16 protein-coding genes are annotated in these 18,782 nt (G+C 65.1%); 5 read left to right on the forward strand and 11 right to left on the reverse strand.

Annotated features, from left to right (window positions below; translation table 11 throughout):
* Positions 1-180: 180 nt before the first annotated feature.
* The 8 genes from LRG10_RS05295 to LRG10_RS05330 form a co-directional block, all read right to left on the reverse strand.
* Complete coding sequence (locus LRG10_RS05295) at positions 181-3,351, reverse strand: type I restriction endonuclease subunit R (protein WP_238634867.1); 3,171 nt, start codon at positions 3,349-3,351, stop codon at positions 181-183.
* Positions 3,338-4,309 (reverse strand): GIY-YIG nuclease family protein, encoded by a 972-nt coding sequence (locus LRG10_RS05300; RefSeq protein WP_238634868.1) that lies wholly within the window; start codon positions 4,307-4,309, stop codon positions 3,338-3,340. The genes LRG10_RS05295 and LRG10_RS05300 overlap by 14 nt, the downstream gene beginning before the upstream one ends.
* On the reverse strand, positions 4,306-5,697 hold the full coding sequence (locus LRG10_RS13240; RefSeq protein WP_238634869.1) for a restriction endonuclease subunit S: 1,392 nt from the start codon (positions 5,695-5,697) through the stop codon (positions 4,306-4,308). The genes LRG10_RS05300 and LRG10_RS13240 overlap by 4 nt, the downstream gene beginning before the upstream one ends.
* Positions 5,698-5,708: 11 nt before the next feature.
* Positions 5,709-6,674 carry an Abi family protein gene (locus tag LRG10_RS05310; RefSeq protein WP_238634870.1) on the reverse strand — a complete coding sequence of 322 codons (966 nt, stop codon included), beginning with the start codon at positions 6,672-6,674 and terminating at the stop codon, positions 5,709-5,711.
* 172 nt (positions 6,675-6,846) lie between these two features.
* A complete protein-coding gene (locus LRG10_RS05315) occupies positions 6,847-8,820 on the reverse strand; it encodes a class I SAM-dependent DNA methyltransferase (RefSeq protein ID WP_238634871.1) in 1,974 nt (657 codons plus the stop codon).
* A gap of 148 nt (positions 8,821-8,968) precedes the next feature.
* On the reverse strand, positions 8,969-9,340 hold the full coding sequence (locus tag LRG10_RS05320; protein ID WP_238634872.1) for a DUF2237 family protein: 372 nt from the start codon (positions 9,338-9,340) through the stop codon (positions 8,969-8,971).
* 45 nt (positions 9,341-9,385) lie between these two features.
* Complete coding sequence (locus LRG10_RS05325; RefSeq protein WP_238634897.1) at positions 9,386-10,363, reverse strand: SPFH domain-containing protein; 978 nt, start codon at positions 10,361-10,363, stop codon at positions 9,386-9,388.
* On the reverse strand, positions 10,356-10,844 hold the full coding sequence (locus tag LRG10_RS05330; protein ID WP_238634873.1) for an NfeD family protein: 489 nt from the start codon (positions 10,842-10,844) through the stop codon (positions 10,356-10,358). The genes LRG10_RS05325 and LRG10_RS05330 overlap by 8 nt, the downstream gene beginning before the upstream one ends.
* 249 nt (positions 10,845-11,093) lie before the next feature.
* On the opposite strand from LRG10_RS05330, the gene tenA reads away from it, so the two are divergent.
* On the forward strand, positions 11,094-11,762 hold the full coding sequence (tenA, locus tag LRG10_RS05335) for a thiaminase II (RefSeq protein WP_238634874.1): 669 nt from the start codon (positions 11,094-11,096) through the stop codon (positions 11,760-11,762).
* Between the two features lie 332 nt (positions 11,763-12,094).
* On the opposite strand, the gene LRG10_RS05340 is transcribed toward tenA, so the two are convergent.
* Positions 12,095-13,009 (reverse strand): homocysteine S-methyltransferase family protein, encoded by a 915-nt coding sequence (locus LRG10_RS05340; RefSeq protein ID WP_238634875.1) that lies wholly within the window; start codon positions 13,007-13,009, stop codon positions 12,095-12,097.
* Positions 13,010-13,029: 20 nt separating this feature from the next.
* Positions 13,030-13,650 carry a hypothetical protein gene (locus tag LRG10_RS05345; protein WP_238634876.1) on the reverse strand — a complete coding sequence of 207 codons (621 nt, stop codon included), beginning with the start codon at positions 13,648-13,650 and terminating at the stop codon, positions 13,030-13,032.
* 199 nt (positions 13,651-13,849) lie between these two features.
* On the opposite strand from LRG10_RS05345, the gene LRG10_RS05350 reads away from it, so the two are divergent.
* Both LRG10_RS05350 and LRG10_RS05355 read left to right on the forward strand, forming a co-directional pair.
* Positions 13,850-14,674, forward strand: coding sequence for an alpha/beta hydrolase (locus tag LRG10_RS05350; protein WP_201242381.1), 825 nt, complete (start codon positions 13,850-13,852; stop codon positions 14,672-14,674).
* A 140-nt stretch (positions 14,675-14,814) separates the two neighbouring features.
* Positions 14,815-15,579 carry an SDR family NAD(P)-dependent oxidoreductase gene (locus LRG10_RS05355; protein ID WP_201170351.1) on the forward strand — a complete coding sequence of 255 codons (765 nt, stop codon included), beginning with the start codon at positions 14,815-14,817 and terminating at the stop codon, positions 15,577-15,579.
* A 41-nt stretch (positions 15,580-15,620) separates the two neighbouring features.
* Here LRG10_RS05355 and LRG10_RS05360 read toward each other — a convergent pair whose 3' ends face one another.
* Complete coding sequence (locus LRG10_RS05360; protein WP_238634877.1) at positions 15,621-16,280, reverse strand: cytochrome b/b6 domain-containing protein; 660 nt, start codon at positions 16,278-16,280, stop codon at positions 15,621-15,623.
* A gap of 219 nt (positions 16,281-16,499) precedes the next feature.
* Between LRG10_RS05360 and LRG10_RS05365 the strand changes: the two genes are divergently transcribed.
* On the forward strand, positions 16,500-16,958 hold the full coding sequence (locus LRG10_RS05365; RefSeq protein WP_238634878.1) for a cytochrome c: 459 nt from the start codon (positions 16,500-16,502) through the stop codon (positions 16,956-16,958).
* A 74-nt stretch (positions 16,959-17,032) separates the two neighbouring features.
* Positions 17,033-18,715 (forward strand): GGDEF domain-containing protein, encoded by a 1,683-nt coding sequence (locus LRG10_RS05370; protein ID WP_238634879.1) that lies wholly within the window; start codon positions 17,033-17,035, stop codon positions 18,713-18,715.
* The last annotated feature ends 67 nt before the right edge of the window (positions 18,716-18,782 follow it).

Genomic DNA, 18,782 nt, shown 5'->3' on the forward strand with positions numbered 1-18,782 from the left:
GGGTGGCCCGTTGCCTCGGCCGACGCAAGATATCCTTAAGTGACTACGGTATCGGCTTGCACCCAGCGCTGCAATGCATGCGGCATCAACCGTTCACTGGGGCCCGAGTCAGGTCCTGGGCCGCAATCGCGGAACTCCGCACTGGCACCGACGTTCAGGGTCGGCTACACCCCGGCATCGTCATGAGTGCTGCGCGGCCTTCTCCGCTTTCATAAACCGCACAAGCAGCCGCGCCAGGGCATCGAAGTTGTCGTTGCTCTCCAGGGCCTTGGTGGCCATCTGCTCACGCTCCTGGATGCTGTCGATGAGGATCTTCTCCAGCACCTTGGGGAAGCTCCCGTGCATGATCTGGTCGACATCGTAGGTGTCGATCTGGCGGTCGACCTGCTCGTGCCGTCGCGCCCGGATGCCGAGTTCCTGCAGCCAGGTCAGCTTGTCCTCGTCGGCAGTGTCGTGACCGAAGAGATCGTTGAGCCGGTCGATGATTTCCTGGAGCGGTTTCTTTTCAGGCTCCCGCGCCTGCCCTGACCCGGCCTCGCTGACCGGGCGGAGGGCGTACGCGCCCTGATCTTCTCCCAGTCGAACGGCCTGCTCGGCCTGCTTCTGGATGCGGTAGTGGGTCAGCTCCAGTTCCGAGACGTCGACCTCATCCTTATCGATGGCTTCCAGGCGTAGGAGCGGACCCAAGTAGCGGCCGAAAACGGCCAGGGCCTCCAGATCACGGTCTCCGTATTCGATCACCTGCGAGAGAAACTCGTAGATGCGCACGAAGCTGTTGAGGTCCTTCTTGAAGAGTTCCAGAGACTCCCTCGCCTCGTTCGCTTCCTTGAGCTCGTATTCCGCACGCTGCTGTCCGGCCTGATCGCCTTGGCACTCGGCACGCCTGCGCTCGGACTCCCAGTTGCGCATCGCCTCGATGGCGGCCTGGTAGCGCTTCTGGAACCGGTCCTGCGCGGGGCGGACGTAGTAGCTGAGCTTCGAGTCCTTGGCCTTCGAGTCGTAGAAGGCGTGGGCAAACTGCGTGACCTCCTCCCACTGGTAGATCTGCGCGTCGTTGAGCTTGCGCATCAGGTCGTAGACGACCTGGGCGTCCGAGACATCCTCCAGCTCGGCGGTGTGGTAGTACGGCTCGAAGGCCTTGCGCACCTCTTCCGGGTCATTGACGAAATCGAGGATGAAGGTGCGCCCCTCCTTGCCCTCGAACGGGCGGTTGAGGCGGCTGAGCGTCTGGACGCAATCCACCCCCTGGAGTGGCTTGTCGACGTACATCGCGCAGAGCTTCGGCTGGTCGAAGCCGGTCTGGAACTTGTTGGCCGCGATCATCACGTTGAAGTCATCGGTGTCGAAGGCGTCCCGATGGTCGCGGCCCTTGAGCCCCGGATTGAGGAGGCTGCTGCGCTCATCCACTGCCTGCCGAATCACCTCATCCGGCTCCACCTGCCCGGAGAAAGCCACCAGCGGGTGGACATCGGCGTAGCCCTGCTGGTCGATGTACTTGCGCATGGCGATCTGGTAGCGCACCGCCTCCCGGCGGCTGCTGGTGACCACCATGGCCTTGGCCTGGCCATCGAGCAAGTGGCGCACGTGCTCGCGGAAGTGCTCGACGATGACCTCCACCTTCTGCTCGATGTTGTACTCGTGCAGCCGCACCCAGCGGGCGATCTTCGATGAAGCCTCGCGGGCGTCGACCTCGTACGCCTCACCGTGGGGGTGCGCCAGCCGGAAGGCCGTCTTATAGGTGATGTAGTTCTGCAGCACATCGAGGATGAACCCCTCCTCGATGGCCTGGCGCATGGAGTAGACGTGGAAGGGTGCCGGCAGGTTGTCCGAGGCCGGCCCCCGGGAGGGATCAGGCGGGCGGCCGAACGTCTCCAGCGTCCGCGCCTTGGGCGTGGCCGTGAAGGCGTAGTAGCTGATCCGATCCGTGTGGCCGCGGGCCGCCACCGCCTCATCAAGCAGTTCCTCGGCACTGACCTCCTCATCCTCACCGCGCTCGACACCGAGCAGCGCCTTGAGCTTGTGCGCCGAGGTGCCGGTCTGCGAGGAGTGCGCCTCATCGGCGATGACCGCGTACTTGCCGGCGGCCAGATCCTTGTGCCGATCCAGTGCCTCAAACAGCGCCGGGAAGGTCTGGATGGTGACCACGATGATCCGCGTGCGCGCCTTCAGCGCCTCGGCCAGCTGCTCGGACTTGCTGCGGCCCTCGCTACCGGTGATCGGGCGAACCACCCCGCTGGCGTGCTCGAACTGGTAGATCGTCTGCTGCAGCTGCTGGTCGAGGACGTTGCGGTCAGTGACGACGATCACCGAATCGAAGAGCTTCTCACCCTGGTCGTTGTAGAGACTGGCCAGCTGATGGCTGGTCCAGGCGATGGAGTTCGACTTGCCGGAGCCGGCGCTGTGCTGGATCAAGTAGCGCTGCCCGGGCCCCTCCTCCCGGGTGGCGTCAATCAGGCGGGTGACCGCTTCCCACTGGTGGTAGCGCGGGAAGATCAGCGCTTCCTTCTTGCTCCGGCGGCCGTGGAAGTCCTCGTGCGTCTTCTGCTCCAGGTGCAGGAACCGCCCCAGGATGTGCAGCCAGTGATCCGGCTGGAAGACCTCGCGCCAGAGGTAACTGGTGGCGTAACCGTTCTCGGAGGCCGGGGGCGGATTGCCCGCACCACCTTCTTCGGTGCCGCGATCGAAGGGGAGGAACTTTGTCTTCTTGCCCTGCAGGTGGGTGGTCATGGCCACCCGGTCCTGGCTGACGGCGAAGTGAACCAGCGCGCCGCGCCTGAACTTGAGCAGCGGCTCCTGCTTGCCGTTGGTCTTCGCCTTCGTTGGCCGGTCGTGCTTGTACTGGCGGATCGCCTGCTCCACCGACTGCTGGAACTCGCTCTTGAGCTCCAGGGTGGCCACGGGCAGGCCGTTAACGAACAGAGCCAGATCCAGCCGGGGGTTGTACGTGCCCTCCTGCGCGTGCGGCGAGTACGAGAGCTCGGGCACCACGCGCAACCGGTTCTGCCGGTAGCGCTCAAGCACCGTCTCATTCATCGAGTGATCGGGCTTGAAAGTGGCCAGCTCGACCTTGGCCCCCGGGGTGCGGAAGCCGTGGCGCAGCACCTCGAGTGTGCCGACCTTCTCCAGCTCGCGGGCCACGTGATCGAGCAGCGCCTTCTCCGGCTCCCGGGCGTTGTGCTTGGCGAAACGCTCCCACTGATCCGGGTGGGCCTCCCGGAAGTAACCGATCACATCCTCGGGGTAGAGGGCGCGCTCGCGGTCGTAGGCGGCGCTGCTGCCAAGCTGCCACCCGGCGGCAACCAGTTCGTCGATGATGGCCTGTTGGAAGGCGCGCTCTTTAGGGTCCGCCATCGCCCGGGCTCACTCCTTGATCACTCGCCGATGCCGCCGCTTCCTCGGCGGCCTGTACCTGTCGATCCTGCCATTCCGCATAGGTTTCGCAACTCCCCTCGAGCTTCCATGCGGTACGTCCATTGGCAGTGCGGCCGGAGACCATGGCCGCTGCAGCGCTCGGGCTCGAGAAGGCCTGATCCTGGGTGAACCGCCGATGCCCGGCACCGTCGTCGACCAGCACCCCGTCTTCACAGAGCTGGTGGAACAAGGCCTCGTAGCCACCGCTTGGTCCCTTCCACGACTCTCGGGCCAGGGATCCGGATAGCACGTAGAACTCGCCTTCGTACTCCTGGCCGCGGGCCTTGAGCCCGTGTTTCGGCAGCTCCAGGCTAAAAAACGGCGAGGCTTCCGCCTTCGGCTGATCGCCCGGCTTCTCCGGCGTCGATGGCTTCGGCACCGCCCGCAGGAAGTCGAAGCCGAGCACCGGCAGGACGACGCGGATCTGATCGAGGAAGAAGGCCATGTCGGCCCGGTCCGCTTCCGGCAGGTTGGCGTACGCCTTCGCCGTGCCGTTGGCCAGACGACACCGGCCGACCTCGATGGCGTTTTGGATGAGCAAGCTCTCCAGGTGTTTGACGTGGGCCTTGGTCAGATTCTGGTCCTTGCTGGTGACCAGGCAGACCTTCTCCCAGAAGTCCTTGCCGCCCTGATCCTCCGGGCGGTTGTGCTGCTTGAGCCGTGTCCCGACGTCATCGGTCTCGCCGATGTAGACCAGCGGGCGCAGGCTGTTGTCCGGATCCGGCCCGACCAGGAAGTACACGCCGGTGCGCGCACACTCGGGACGCTGGATGAGCTCACTGAGCTTGCTCCGCGGACCGGTCAACACATGACCGGTCCAGTTCATGATCTCAGCGGTAATCAGCCCGTTCGGTGAGTCATCCACCAGAAACAGGCGCAGGCTGCGGCCGTAGCTCATGTCACGGCCCCCACGCCTTCATGCTCAGCCTCCGTGCTTAAGGCCGGCGGCGTCCAATCGCGGACGTCGATCTTGCCGGTGACGGCGGCGGAGATCAGGGCGGAGCGCCGCTCAGCTAGAATATTATTTTGTTTTTCAACCTGCTGTACCAGGAGATCAAGCCCTCGTGTTTGGGCACCTAAATGCTCTGCTAACTCCTCCTGCTCAAAAGGGGGAGGAACAGGAATCTTGGCCCTCTTTAAATCTTTTATGTTAATACCGCGAATCGTAGCGCCCACCGCCCCAGCCTCGAGCTGAGCAAATACTGGTTTTGACTGAACACAATGGAGCAGCCATTGATTATGGACTGTAGAGCGAGGCGATATTCTAGCGGCGTCTTGTGTTAGATTTGCATTCTCGAGCTGCGACGGAACACACTCAGCCTCACCGATGCTTCCCCTGATTGAATAGACAATATCCCCGGGAGCAAGACGGGATCTCTCATAATTGGATTCTATCTCAGGCGATGTACGACTTAATTTTTTTGGATCTAAACGATCAGCTGCAACATCGCCCCCTTTAATAATTGGTACACCACCATCCACATGAGGCCCAGGAAGAACAATTCCGTACATTATCTGTCTATTTTCAGGCGTCAGGTGCATCAGCGGCATAACGCCCCAATGCGCTGGAACCTCCCCCAGCCACTCCACACCGGAGTCCTTCATCGGCACATCCGGATCAAGGCCCTTGGTGACGGCATGGGAGATGACCGCCTGGCGCTTCTCCTTGAGCAGCTCGATCAGGCGCTGCTGCTCCTCGATCAGGGCGTCGATGCGGGCGGTTTCGTGGTTGAGGAAATTGGCGATGATCTTCTGCTCTCGTAGCGGTGGCCATGCGATCGTGAAGTTGCGCGCAAAGTCCTCTGGAACGCGCTTCTGGCCTCCGGCCCCATACATCGAGGCCTCTCCCAAAGTACGAAATGGCTCGGAGGAGACAACCCGGAACAAGTATTCTGGAGTCAGCTGGCGAGAGGCCGGGCGAAGTACCGTAAGCTCGGTGGTGCCGAAGGCGATACCGTTCCGTGTCCCGCGAATGAGGGTGGACTTCCCGTTCTCGAAGCACGGCGTGATCTTTGCGTACGCCACATCTCCTTCGCGGAGATACGTGTAACCATCAATAACCTCACCTATAGCGCGTTCCTCCGAGACTTCTAAAGAACCATCTTCACCCACGGCTTCCATGGGTAAGAACGTGACCTCAGTATCCGCGGATAACCCACGCACCTCGGACTTCGACGGGTTCAAGGTCGCCGTATAACGCAGCCGGCACACAAGCCAATGCGATGGCACCCGCCCTAGCCACTCCACACCCGAATCCTTGTAGTCTGGATACTTGGGAAACCGCACGCTGCTGCTCCTTACCGTGGACTTCTGATAGCGTCTGCCCAGAAGGGGTCTTCATCCCACCGCCCGGGAAAACCCATATGCGCCCGAGATACGGAGGGGTACCTTGACAATAACTGTGCCAATCTCCCGGCCCACCGGCTACCCGGGGAGACGGCCTGCATTAGGCTCTCGATAACAATTACCTGCATGTAAAGACGTCGCTGTGGAATCACGCTTTGCTCAGGGTGAACCTTTGAGCCAGTCGGTAGCCGCTGCGGCAGATCCGGCCATGGGGCTCTGATCTTCTTCGGCATTTCCGGGCGGCTACCGAATTCGCGATTCCACACTCGGCTATGGTGTGCGCAGAGATTGCGCAGGTCTGAAAGGCTCCGAAACCAAGAGCGCAGCACAGGAAAGCGCCAGCCGAAATGTTTTTCGATGCGCTGCGTGTCCTGAGCCAGTCGGAGTTGCGAAAAAAGTGTGGAGACCTCCTTAAAAGTGAGCAACTCCACGGCCATCCAGATCGGGGGCTGATTGGGCGCCGACCGATACTTCTGTCGATAGTGGACAAGGAAAGCTTCCGCGTCGCGCCCAAGCGCGGCGTTGTCCAGCCGCTCCAGCAGCCAGGCGTGGTTGTAGCGGTCGTCGAAGATTGCCGGATCTAGGTAACCGTGGGGCCCATGATGTTCCGCCAGTGTGTTCGCCAACTGGGCTCGGAGGGCGACCTCAAGGCGCTCGACCGCATCCAGCAGCAGCAAGCGAAGTTCCCGGTCGAAAACGTACAGGTCCAGCACATCATCAAAAGTTGTGCCCGAGAGGAACCGGTGCTCAGTGAGGCCCGGCTGGTAGAAGGGCCTCATGTAGGCCGACAACCGGTAGTAGCTGATATTGGCCAGGTACCTGTGGGCCCGCCCCGTGTCGGGAACTGATAGTCCCCGCCCTTGGAGCAGCTCGATCTGCTGGGGGATATCGGTGGGCGGCTTCCGGAAATTGCTCACAGGCAACCCCCGGACACAAAAAACCCGCCAAAGTGTGCTTCCGTGAGAGGCATGGCGGGTGTGTTATCGATGAGGTTAGTGACTCCGCGGCCACGAGTCAAGATGCCAGCCTGACGCCCCAACACGCCCCGTGCGAGGCAGCCCATCTGGGCTCTCGGCCAGCCACAGCCCGTCACGCCGAAAGCTCCTCAATCATCCGCTTGATACGGTCGGTGCACTCCCGCAGGTCGGCGTCGATCTCCTCGAGCGGTCGCGGCGGCTCGTACTTGTAGAAGTAGCGGTTGAACGGGATCTCGTAGCCGACGATGCCCACCTCCCCATCACGCGCATCCTTCTTGCTGGTGTCGATCCAGGCATCGGGGACGTGCGGCTTCACCTCGCGCTCGAAGTAGTCGTTGACGGACTCGGTCAGCGGCACGTTCTCGGCATCCCGCAGTTCCGGGTCCGGCTCGGCCCGCCCCTTCTTGTCCCGGCAAATCGGCGCCTCGGGGTCGCGCTCGCTAAGGGCGGCGAGCACGGCCTTGTGCTGGTTCGGCTTGAGTTTCACACCCTCACTCTTCAGGGCGGCTTCGAGCTCCCGGGTGAAGACCTGGCGGTCTTGGTAGAGGGCGCCATCGAGCCGACGGCAGGCGTCCAGGATCGCCTGCTGATCCTCCTCGCCGAGCTTCTGGATGGGCTTTTGCTCTGGAATCCGGACGATGCGCTCCTCGCTGGCCTGGAAGTTGAGGCGCAGCGGGCGCTCGACGGTGATCCGCCGGTAGCCGAAGGTCTCCACAGGAAAGATCCGGCTCTCCTCAGTCTCCTGGTAGTCACCGTAGAGCTTCACAATGGTCCGGATTGCCTCGTCGTCGAGGTACTGGCGTTTGTTGCCGAGCGACTTGCGCATCTTCGAGTAGTGCTCAGTGGCGTTGATCAGCTGCACGTGCCCCTTGCGCTCGGCGGGCTTGGCGTTGGAGAGGATCCAGACGTAGGTGGCGATGCCGGTGTTGTAGAACATGTCCGTGGGCAGGGCCACGATCGCCTCGACGAGATCGCGCTCAAGCAGGTAGCGCCGGATCTCCGACTCACCTCCGCCGGCGCCGCCGGTGAACAGCGGCGAGCCGTTGAGGATGATGCCGATGCGCGACGGCCACGGGCTGCTCTGGTCCTGGCGCATCTTGCTCACCAGATGGAGTAGGAAGAGCAGCGCCCCGTCATTGACCCGCGGCAGCCCGGGGCCGAAGCGGCCGGCGAAACCCAGCTGCTCGTGCTCTTCGTTCACTGCACGCTGACTACCCTTCCAGTCCACCCCGAACGGCGGATTGGCGAGCAGGTAATCAAAGCGCTCCCCATGGTGCTGATCGTCGGAGAGTGTGTTGCCCAGGGAGATATTGCTCACCGGCTCGCCCTTGATGAGCATGTCCGCCTTGCAGATGGCGTAGGACTCCGGGTTGAGCTCCTGGCCGTGCAGCGAGACATCCACGCCCTCACTGATCTGCTGGATGTAGTTCTGCGCCTCGGACAGGAACCCGCCGGTGCCCGCTGCCGGGTCGTAGATCTTGATGATCTCTCCGCGCTGCAGCCGCCCCTGCTGGCCGGTGAAGACCAGCGACGTCGTCAGGTGCACGACATCCCGGGGCGTGAAGTGCTCACCGGCGGTCTCGTTGGAGGCCTCGGCGAACTTGCGGATCAGCTCCTCGAAGACCACGCCCATGGAGAAGTTATCGAGCCGCTGCGGACTTAGATCCATGGCCGCAAAGCGCTGGACCACCGGATAGAGGGCGTCGCCGTGTTCAAGGCGCTCCAGGAACTCCTCGAAGCGGAAGTGCTCGAAGACCTCACGCGCCGCCGCGCTGAAGTGGCGCACGTAGTCGTTGAGGTCCTCCCGGGTGTGGGTCTCCGAGACCGTGGCCAGCCGCAACGGCGAGGTGTTGTAGAACTCCAGACCAGCCTCATTGCGCAGGATACGATCGCGCATCGCCGCCGGCTTGTCCTGATAGGCCTTGGCCTGCTCCAGGACCTGATCCCGCGTCGGCTCAAGGACGCACTCCAGCCGGCGCAGAACCGTGAAGGGCAGGATCACCCGCCCGTACTGCGACTGCTTGAGCGTACCGCGCAGGAGGTCGGCAACCCCCCAAATGAAGCTCGCCAGGTTCTCTTGGTTCATCCTCGCTGATCCTGCTCCTGAGATGTAGGCACGTGGATTGGCACTCTAACTTGAGGGGTTACCCTCATCCAGAGGCTGCCTAGCCAAGGGAACCAAGACCGCGGGGGCTAGCAGGCGCGCAACGGGCGCGGAACCAACGGCTTCGCACTCACAGCGCGTAGGCCTTCAGCGTCTCGAGGTCGATCACGGCCAGGGTCTCGGCATGCGTGGCGTGCAGATCCACTTTGGGAGCCACTCCCGCGCGGTAGGCCTCCATCCAGCGGCCGGCGCACAGACACCACCGGTCCCCGGCCTGAAGGCCGGGAAACCCCATGACGGGGTTGGGGGTCGTCAGGTCATTGCCCTGCTCCCGGGTAAAGGCCAGAAACGCCTCGTCCAGCTGGGCGCAGACCGTATGGATCCCGAAATCCTCGTGGCTGGTATTGCAGCACCCGTCCCGGTAGAAACCGGTCAAAGGCTGAGTGCTACAGGGCGCGAGGGGCTGGCCCAGGACGTTGACGGACTCGAAAGGCTGACTCATGGCTATCTCCAACTCCGAAGATGGGGGATCGTCCGGCCGGGCCGCTCATCCACCGGCGCCGGAACCGGACTGGCTTGAAGCCGCCGCAGCCCCCGTCGCCGGCCCCAGCAGCTCGCGAATACCGCCCACCGATCCCATCAGGCTCGTGACCTCCAGCGGCAGGAACACCCGCTCGCCGTCCTGCGCGACCTTGGGCAGCACCTCGATGTAGCCCTGGGCGATCAGGTAGCGCATCGCATCCCGCGACTCCAGGCCGTCGGCGTCGTCGGCAGCCTCAAGGATCTGTTTGATGGCCCGCTTCTCGCCTTCGGCCCGCTGCACGGCGGCCTCCTTGTCGCCCTCGGCCTTGAGGATCTCTGCCTGCTTGTAGCCCTCTGCCTCGCGCACCTCGGCGCGCCGGGCACGTTCGGCGGCCATCTGCTTGTTCATGGCCTCGCGGATGTCGTCCGGGATGTCGATATCGCGGATCTCGACGCGATTGACCTTCACGCCCCACTTGTTGCCGGCCTCATCCATGGTCGCCTGCAGCCGGCCGTTGATTTCCTGACGGGACTCGAAGATCTGATCGAGCTCCATGCGCCCGATCTCCGAGCGCAGCGAGGTCTGCGCCAGGGTCTGGACGGCAAGGACCAGGTTCTCGGCGCCGTAAATGGCCGCCTGGGCGTCCATGATCTGGTAGTACAGCACCCCGTCGATGCGCACCCCGACATTGTCGCGGGTGATGACCTCCTGCTTGGGGAAGTCGAGCACGACCTCACGCAGGTCGATCTGCTTTTCCGTATCGATGGTCTTCTTGTTGTCGCGGTAGCGGACAATGGTGATCGGACGGGGTCGGTCGAGGATGGGGATGATCAGATTCAGCCCCGCCTCCAGCGTCCGGTGGTAACGACCCAGGCGCTCGATCACCATCGCATGGCGTTGCGGGACGATCACCAGACCCTTGACGAGGATGGCGATGAGCAGCACCGCCATCAGCACGACCAGAATCGAGGTCACCTCGGGAATCGCCACGGCATCATTCATGGTGCTCACCTTTGCGTCCTTGTTGGGGGTTTCCGGCACCACCCCCGTCCTCACGGGTTACGACCGCCGTCGTGCCCTCAAAGCGAACCAGTCGGACCGCGGCCCCTTCCTCGAGCTGCATGTCCGCCGACCAGGGGCGTGCGCCGAACTCATCACCGAGGATGTGGACCCGCGGATCGCCACGGGCATCGAGGTGGACCCGAAACGTCTGGTGCCGCACCCGCGGGTCGTCCACGCCCTGCGTCAGTTGCCCCGGCGTCCAGCGCCGGAGCAGCATCAGCGCCAGCGGCACCAACACCACCCCGGAGAGCGCGGCGGTGAGGATCTGCAACTCCCAGGACAGACCCAACAGCGCGGCTCCCATCCCGAAAAGCGCCATGCCCGCCGCAGCGAGCAGCACACCGCTCGCTCCGCCGAAGAGGAAAAGATCCGTCAGGACCAGGACGATCGCCCCACCCAACCAGAGACTCCATGCGCTCACCATACCCCCCTTTGCTCGCTCCGCCGCTTATCGGTCTCCGAGCCTACCAGCATGGACCGGCCGGTTTTCACAATAACTGTGGAAAACCGTGTGGAGACACCCGGTGCAGCCCCGCGCTGCGCGGGCTCGCGAGCGATGGACAGATTCTGCTCACCGCCTCGGGCCACTCACGAGCGAGAGCGTCAAGGGCTGGTATCCTGCAAGCGGGATTGAGAACCCGGAGCACCGCGCCACAGGGAGGCAAGCACGATGGCTTTCACGTTCGATGACCTGGTCGCGGCCTGCGAACAGGACTGGCGGGCGTACATCGAGCACGAGTTTGTGCGCACGCTCGGTCAAGGCACCCTGAGCGCGGAGGCCTTCCGCCACTACCTCAAACAGGATTACCTGTTCCTGACCCACTTTGCCCGCGCTTACGCCCTGGCGGCCTACAAGAGCCGCAACCTGGAGGATCTCCGCCAGGCCCATGAGGGTATGAAGACGATCCTGGACGTAGAGCTTGGTTTGCACGTGTCGTTCTGCCGCGAGTGGGGCATCTCGGAAGCGGATCTCGCGAAGCTGCCCGAGGCACGAGCCACTATGGCCTATACCCGGTACGTGCTGGACACCGGCAACCGCGGCGACCTCCTCGATCTGCATGTGGCCCTGGCACCCTGCCTGGTGGGTTACGGGGAGATCGCCAACTGGCTCAATGCGCAGCCGGACACCGTGCGCGGCGACGCCAATCCCTACGACGCCTGGATTGCCATGTACGAGAGCGAGGAGTTCCAGGCGGGCATGCAGGCCGAGCGGGCGTGGCTCAACACCCGCTTGGCGGAGGTGACCCGCAGCCGCTTCGACGAGCTGACGGAGGTCTTCCGGGATGCGACCCGTCTGGAGATCGATTTCTGGCAGATGGGCCTGGATGGCGCCGATTAGTCGTGGGTCGGGCATTTTTGCGGGGCGACCAGCCCGCCTTTCACAGACCAGGCGCCGACGGCTCGGCCAAGCACAAGGTCGGAGACTCCTCCGTTTCCACAAATCCTGTGGAAAAAGGTGTGGAGACAGCGCATCGCGCCCCTGGCCGCGCGCCCTCGCGGCCAATGGTTAGATCGTGCCCACCTGCGAAGAAGGCGGCGTTGGCAGCGACCGCACCCTCCAGTTCAGTTGCCGCGGGCGGAGCACATCCGGTACCCCACAGGGCTCGATCGTCCCTGATCGAGCGCCCCGCGGCCATCAAGGCCCGCGGTCCTTCAGGAGGTAACCGGCCGCTAGGCCGATACCAACTCGTACCCGGCGGCGGCCAGCTCCTTGGTTAGGGTCTCGATGTGGGCCGGCCCCACCTCGCAGCAGCCACCGACGATGCTCGCACCCTGTCGCACCCAGCCCAGCGCATGCTCGGCATAGGCGGCGGGGTCGAGGTCCTTGCGGGCCTCCAGCACATCGACCGTACCCCCCGGCTGCAGTGCCTCGACGGAGGTGAAGGCGTTGGCGTAGGCGCCCAACGGCACGCCAAGCTCCGCGATCTCGCTCATGGCCGTGGTGACTGCCTCGGGCACCGCGCAGTTGATCAGCACGCCCTGCGCGCCCACGGCCACCACTTCACGAGCCGCTTCGGCAAGAGACTCGCCGGAGCGCAGGCGTGTGCCATCCCCGTCGTCCACCGTGAACGCGGTCCAGACCGGCAGATTGCTCTCCACCCCGGCAATCGTCGCGGCTCGGGCCTCACGGGCGAGGGACATGGTCTCGCAGAGGAAAAGATCGACCCCCTCGGCCTGGGCCTCGACCATCTGGCGGTAGTCGGCGTGACAGGTGGCGTCGTCCGGCGCTACGTCGGGGCGATAGCTCGCCACCAGCGGTGGCAGGCAACCGGCGATGCGCACATCCTGACCCGTTTCCTCACGGGCCGTGCGGGCGGCGTTTAGTGCCGCCTCGTGCAGGGGATGGAATAGATCGGGGTCCCCGTCACGGGCCAGACGGCGCGGGGTGGCACTATAGGTGTTGGCGGTGATCACCCGGGCGCCGGCCTTGATGAAGTCACGATGGGCGGCGACCACCAGCTCCGGCTCTTCCAGCATCACCTGGGCGGACCACAGCGGTGACGCCGGGCGGCTGCTGCGCCGGCGCAGCTCCTGCCCCATGCCACCATCCAGTACCACGACCCGATTGCCTTGAGCGTTCACCATTAAAGTATCCCCTTGTTTCCTCAAAAGCTGTCGACCCCGGCGGGGCCCGCTCGCCCCGAGGGTGACCGCCTCACCTTACGCACAAGGGGCAGGCCCCGAAAATAGCGCCGCACCCCGAAGCCGACGAAATTGGAGCCGCCGCGGACCCCGTCGAACAGGCCGAAGACGCCGGAGCGGTGGTGGATGCGCACGAATCCACTCCAGGCCCGCCCCGGGGGCTTGCCCTCCAACTCCAGCAGCAGGTAGTTGAGCAATCGGGTGGATGCTTTCTCGTCGTCCTTATCCCCACGGGGCTCGATGGGGGGCTCCTCGGTCGCCCAGGACAGCCCCTCGCCGAAGGCCGCCCGGGTATCCAGCCAGCGATCCCAGGGGAAGCGGGTCCAGCGCGCGACCAACACGCCGTTGATCTCCCCATGGCGCTGCAGACCGGTGTGCCGGACCAGCTGCCCCTCCACCTCCAGGTCCAGACCGCCGCGACGGGCGAAGCGGGTGCCGTAGGCCACGCTCAGCAGATAGCTCTCCTGCCGGCTGGCGGAGGCCCGACTGATGATATGAACCAGCCGGTTCTGGGCGCTCTGGCCGACGTAGAGCGCCACATAGGACCGGTTGTCACCGGCTCCCGCCGGCTCTGCCCGCTCCATGGCCCCAGACGACGGGCCCGCAAGGACCAGGATCAGGGTGACAAGAGCGAGCCGGCCTCCCCTCATAACGATCACACCTTTGCGCCCGCACGACTCCCCAGCCCCCAATGTAGCCCAGCGCTGCCCCGCCCTCGTCGCGGCGCGGCACGAGCCGTTACCCTGTCCGCCAGGAACCCCCAGCCTGCTCACGGAGATCCGGATGCGCTTGCTGCTGAGCCTCGCCGCAGCGGCCGGTCTGATCTACGTCGGCTTCGGCGCGCTGCTTTTCTTCGGGCAGGAGCGGATGGTCCACCTGCCGCAGATCCCTTCCCGCGAGCTGCAATCCGCCCCGGCGGACCGCGGCTGGGACTATCAGGATCTGGCCATCCCGAGCACCGACGGGGTCACCCTGCACGGCTGGCGCATCCCGGCTGATAGCCCGCGCGGGGTGGTGGTGTTCTTCCACGGCAACGCCGGGAACATCTCCCACCGCCTGGACACGATCGCGATCCTCCGCGATCTGGGGCTGGATGTGATCATCTTCGACTACCGCGGATACGGGCAAAGCGAAGGCAGTGCCCACGAGGCGGGGCTGCACGAGGATGCCCGTGCGGTGGCCCGGTGGGTGCGTGAGGAACTGGGCGTGCCCAGCGAGCGGATGGTCTTCCATGGCCGCTCGCTGGGCGGCGCCCTGGCGGCCAGCGCGGCGCGCCACACCAGCCCGGCGGCGCTGATCCTGGAATCGAGCTTCACATCGGCCGAGGCGGTGGCCCGCGACCTCTATCCGTTCTACCCCGCCCGCTGGCTAACGCGGCTCGAATACGCCACTGCTGACTATCTCGCCGAGACCCGGGCGCCGGTGCTGATCGTTCACAGCCGTGACGACGAGATCATCCCCTACCACCACGCCCGCTCCCTGCGCGAGGCCGCCCCGGGCGAGGCGCAGCTGCTCACCATCCGCGGTGACCACAACACCGGTTTTCTCACCAGCGGCCGGGCGTATCGCGACGGGCTGCGGCAGTTCTTGGACCAGCACCTGCCGTGACCCGGCCAGGGCGAGGTGCGATCCGCACCCGAGCTGGCCCGCATCAGCACCACCGGGCGGGCCACGTAGAGCGCCAGCATCGAGAGGACTAGAATGATCAGCGAGTAGGCGCCGCCGAATCTGAACGAGGGGAACGAACCATGAAGGGAGTAGACGGCAAGGTCATCGTCATCACCGGGGCCGCTGGGGGCATCGGCGAGGCCACGGCACGCCACCTCCACGCCCAGGGGGCGCGCCTGTTGCTCACCGACCGGGAGCTCGACGGTGTGCAGCGGCTGGCCGAGGAGTTGGGTGAAGGCACCGCCGCCATGGCGGTGGACGTCTCCAGCCAGGCCGACAACGAGGCCATGATCCGCGAGGCCGAGTCGCAATTCGGGGCTGTGCACGGGGTCTTTCTCAACGCCGGCATCGAGGGTCGGGCCGGTCCGCTGGAAGCGGCGGACGACAGCGTCTGGGAGCAGGTGCTGGCGGTCAACGTGCACGGCGTCCGCTACGGCATCCAGGCCGCCCTGCCCGCTCTGCGCCGCGCCGGTGGCGGCAGCCTCCTGATCACCTCGAGTGTCGCTGGCGTGCGTGGCGTCGCCGGGCTGAGCCCCTACGTCAGCAGCAAGCACGCGGTCATGGGCCTGATGCGCACCGCCGCGGCTGAGCTCGGCGCCGAGGGGATCCGGGTCAACTGCGTGAACCCGGGCCCGGTGGACAACCGGATGATGCGCTCGATCGAGGATCAGGTTAGCCCCGGGCACGGCGACGAGGTCAAGCAGGGCTTCACGGCACGCATCCCGCTCGGGCGCTACGTCAACAACGACGAGGTCGCGTCCGTGGCGGCCTTCCTGCTCTCTGATGCGGCCTCGGGGATCACCGGCTCCAACTACATGGTCGACGGCGGGATGACCGCCCAGTGACCGGCCACGCGTGGGCCGCCCACCCGGGTGGCCCGCGTGTCTTACGGTGCCGTGGCCAGGAGCAGCCACACCACGCCCACCGCCACCGCGGCGGCGACGGCGGCGCGGTAGAGCGGCGCAATCCAGGGCGGTGCGAAACCGTTGCGCTTGTAGCCGCTGATCATGGCCATGAGCAGCCGCTCGCCACGCACCCAGCGATACACCGCGATGGCCACCACGTGGAGGGTGACCAGGATCAGCAGCAGGTCAAAGGTGCGGCTGTGCAGCCGGGTCATGGTCCGCTCCATGTCGGAGCCGACCCAGCCGGTCAGCGGGCCACTGCGCAGGATGTCGTCGGTGGCGAACAGCCCGGACACCGCCTGGACCAGCACCACGGCCAGAAGCACGACCACCGCCCAGCCGCCCAGCGGGTTGTGGCCACGACTCGGGGTGCGGTCGCGCCACCAGTCCCGGAGGTAGCGGGCAATGGTCCGTGGGCCCGCCAGAAAGTCGCCGAATCGCGCCGTCTCGCTGCCGAACCACCCCCATAGCAGCCGGAACAGGATCAGGGTGATGACCGCATAACCGCTCCACTGATGGAGATCCCAGCCCGACAGCCCCTGCTCCGCGCTGTACCACGAGAGCCCGAGGGCAACCACCAGGGCCCAGTGGAAGAGCCGTGTGGGTAAGTCCCAGACCAGAACCCGCTGTTCTCCGCTCATCATCCCCCTTCCATGCACGCGGGCGATCCTTGTGCGTACCGCTGACCCGCTGCTCGCACGGTATCCAGCCTAGCTCCTCACCCGGTGCCTGTCAGGCCCCGTGGGTACTCCCGCGTTTGATCCAGCCCCAACCACCGACTAGGCTTGAGCAAGTGCTGCCAAGCAACGGATCCATCGGGGTCCACTTCCCCGGACCCGACTAGCGCGAAAGGAGGTGCCATGATGCGCAGACTGCTCTCCACCACCCTGGCCATCACGACCGGATGCCTGCTGGCGACCGGCGCAGTGGCACAATCCGACGAGGATCAGATCGATTACCGGCAGGCCGTGTTCACCCTGGTCGGCGCCAACTTCGGCCCGATGGGCGACATGGCTCAGGGTGAGATCGACTATGACGCCGAGCAGTTCGCCCGCAATGCGGCCCGCGTTGCGGACCTTAGCCGCATGGCCAAGGAGGGTTTTGAGGGCGGCCCTCACGATGGTGACACCGATGCCAAGCCGGCTATCTGGGATGAGTGGGACCGCTTCTCCGAGGGCATGACCCATTTCAAGACCGCCGCCCAGGAGCTTGCCGAGGCCACCGAAGGGGGGGATCGCGAGCTGGCGGATGTTCAGGATCGCTTCATGCAGGTCGCTGAATCCTGCCAGAGCTGCCACGACAACTACCGGGACAACTGATCCCCGGATGATCGATTAGGGGCGCCGCTCCGGGCGCCCCAACCCTTCGCAACCAGGACGGAAACGCGCCAGGCATGGCTCTGATCCCTTCTCGATACCGGCCACGTCTGGGCGTCGGGGCCTTGCTGCTCCTCGGCATCGCCTCGCTGCTCGCCGCGCTGATCACCATTCACATCGTCGGCGGCTACATCCTGCTCGATCGCCAGCAGGCCCATGACCAGCAGGTCAATGCGGCGCTGGTCGAGGGCGTGCGGGCCGAACTGCGCGCCGGCTACGCCGAACTCGAGCGGTTTCTGGAGAGTAGCGAGGACCGCTATCGCCAGGCCCACGAACAGGCCCGCCAGACCATCGAGGCGGAAGGGATTGAGGCGGTCGATCTGGATGCCCTGGCTGCACAGCTTAGCCAAGCCCTGGGCGATCCGGTGCATCTTTATATCGTCGACCCGGAGCTGCGCATCACCCGGACGACCTTCGAACCCGACCAGGATCTGGATTTCACCATGGAGGGGATGGAGGACGCCCGCGGCATGCTCGAGACCGCGCTGGCGCAAGATCAGGTTCTCATTCGGCCGCCCACACTGGAACTGGTCAGCCGGGAGTTCCGCTTCTACACCTACGGCCCCCTCGGTGATGAGGGCTACGCGCTGGAGCTCGGGTTCAGCCCTGACTTCATCGATGAGGTCTTTCGGGGCATGGAGCGGCGCATGGAGCAGCGGACCCCGTATGAGGGTGAGCTCTTCTTCCTGGTCAACGGCCAGTGGCTGATCCCCCTGGGCCTGGATCCGGACCTGGGCGGGCTCGACAAGGCCGAGGCCTTCGCGCAGAGCCAGGTCCAGCTCGATGAACACACCCGCCACTCCCTGGAAGCGGTGGAGCGCCGTGGTGTCTACCGGCCGCAGAATGCTGACGAGCCCGGCACTTACTACGCCTGGCTGAACCGCATCGATCTCGACGAGGACGGCCACCACCTGGACATCCTGGCCCGCCTGGAGATGGAGCAATCCGCCTCCGAGGACGTGCGCCGCGTCTGGATCGCCGTGCTGGCAGGGACCGGCGGGTCCATCGTGCTTGCCACCGTGCTCTTTCATCAGATCGCACGCCGGCTGCTGGTCTTTCCGCTACGCCGGACGGCGCAGGCGGCAGCCGCCCGGCGCCCCATCCCGATCCATGGGCCGGTGGCGTGGCTGCGCGAACTGCGCCTGCTGGCCCGACAGATCAACCGCGGGCTGGCCCACAGCCACCGCGAACTCGCGGCCCTGAACCGGCAGGCCCACTCAGACCAGCTCACGGGTCTGCTCAACCGCAGCGGGCTGGATCAGCAGCTGGCCAACGAGATTGACTACCACCGCCAAAATGATCACCCCCTGTCGCTGCTGCTGATCGATCTCGATCACTTCAAGCAGGTCAATGACGAGCACGGCCACGCCATCGGCGATGCCGTCCTGCGCACCCTGGCCAGTCAGCTGCGCGCCGGGGTCCGCGAGGCCGATACGGTGGGCCGCTGGGGTGGCGAGGAGTTCGTGGTCCTGCTGCCGGCCACCGATCTGGCTGGGGCCCATCGAACGGCGGAGAAGCTGCGCAGGGCGCTGGCCGATCACCCGGTGTTCCGCCAGTACGAGCTGACGGCCAGCTTCGGGGTGAGCACCCTGGAGGCGGATGATGAGGGTGAGGACCTTTTCGAGCGCGCCGATTGCGCGCTTTATGCCGCGAAAACCCAGGGGCGCAATCGCGTCTGCATCCGCGCACCGGGCTCTTGATCCGACGGGCACGCGCGGCGGGAGCGCATGCCCTCCGGGGCCGGTAAACGGCCCGGGCTTATGCCGC

The sequence above is a fragment of the Halorhodospira sp. 9628 genome (genome assembly GCF_022228075.1).
Lineage (GTDB): Bacteria > Pseudomonadota > Gammaproteobacteria > Nitrococcales > Halorhodospiraceae > Halorhodospira > Halorhodospira halophila_A.

Excerpts from the sequence above, each read along its gene's own strand:
- LRG10_RS05295 (WP_238634867.1), bottom strand. The coding sequence starts at position 3,351 with ATGGCGGACCCTAAAGAGCGCGCCTTCCAACAGGCCATCATCGACGAA.
- LRG10_RS05325 (WP_238634897.1), bottom strand. The coding sequence starts at position 10,363 with ATGAATGATGCCGTGGCGATTCCCGAGGTGACCTCGATTCTGGTCGTG.
- LRG10_RS05365 (WP_238634878.1), top strand. The coding sequence starts at position 16,500 with ATGATGCGCAGACTGCTCTCCACCACCCTGGCCATCACGACCGGATGC.
- LRG10_RS05345 (WP_238634876.1), bottom strand. The coding sequence starts at position 13,650 with ATGGAGCGGGCAGAGCCGGCGGGAGCCGGTGACAACCGGTCCTATGTG.
- tenA (WP_238634874.1), top strand. The coding sequence starts at position 11,094 with ATGGCTTTCACGTTCGATGACCTGGTCGCGGCCTGCGAACAGGACTGG.
- LRG10_RS05340 (WP_238634875.1), bottom strand. The coding sequence starts at position 13,009 with ATGGTGAACGCTCAAGGCAATCGGGTCGTGGTACTGGATGGTGGCATG.
- LRG10_RS05355 (WP_201170351.1), top strand. The coding sequence starts at position 14,815 with ATGAAGGGAGTAGACGGCAAGGTCATCGTCATCACCGGGGCCGCTGGG.
- LRG10_RS05315 (WP_238634871.1), bottom strand. The coding sequence starts at position 8,820 with ATGAACCAAGAGAACCTGGCGAGCTTCATTTGGGGGGTTGCCGACCTC.
- LRG10_RS05320 (WP_238634872.1), bottom strand. The coding sequence starts at position 9,340 with ATGAGTCAGCCTTTCGAGTCCGTCAACGTCCTGGGCCAGCCCCTCGCG.
- LRG10_RS05370 (WP_238634879.1), top strand. The coding sequence starts at position 17,033 with ATGGCTCTGATCCCTTCTCGATACCGGCCACGTCTGGGCGTCGGGGCC.
- LRG10_RS05360 (WP_238634877.1), bottom strand. The coding sequence starts at position 16,280 with ATGAGCGGAGAACAGCGGGTTCTGGTCTGGGACTTACCCACACGGCTC.
- LRG10_RS05300 (WP_238634868.1), bottom strand. The coding sequence starts at position 4,309 with ATGAGCTACGGCCGCAGCCTGCGCCTGTTTCTGGTGGATGACTCACCG.
- LRG10_RS05350 (WP_201242381.1), top strand. The coding sequence starts at position 13,850 with ATGCGCTTGCTGCTGAGCCTCGCCGCAGCGGCCGGTCTGATCTACGTC.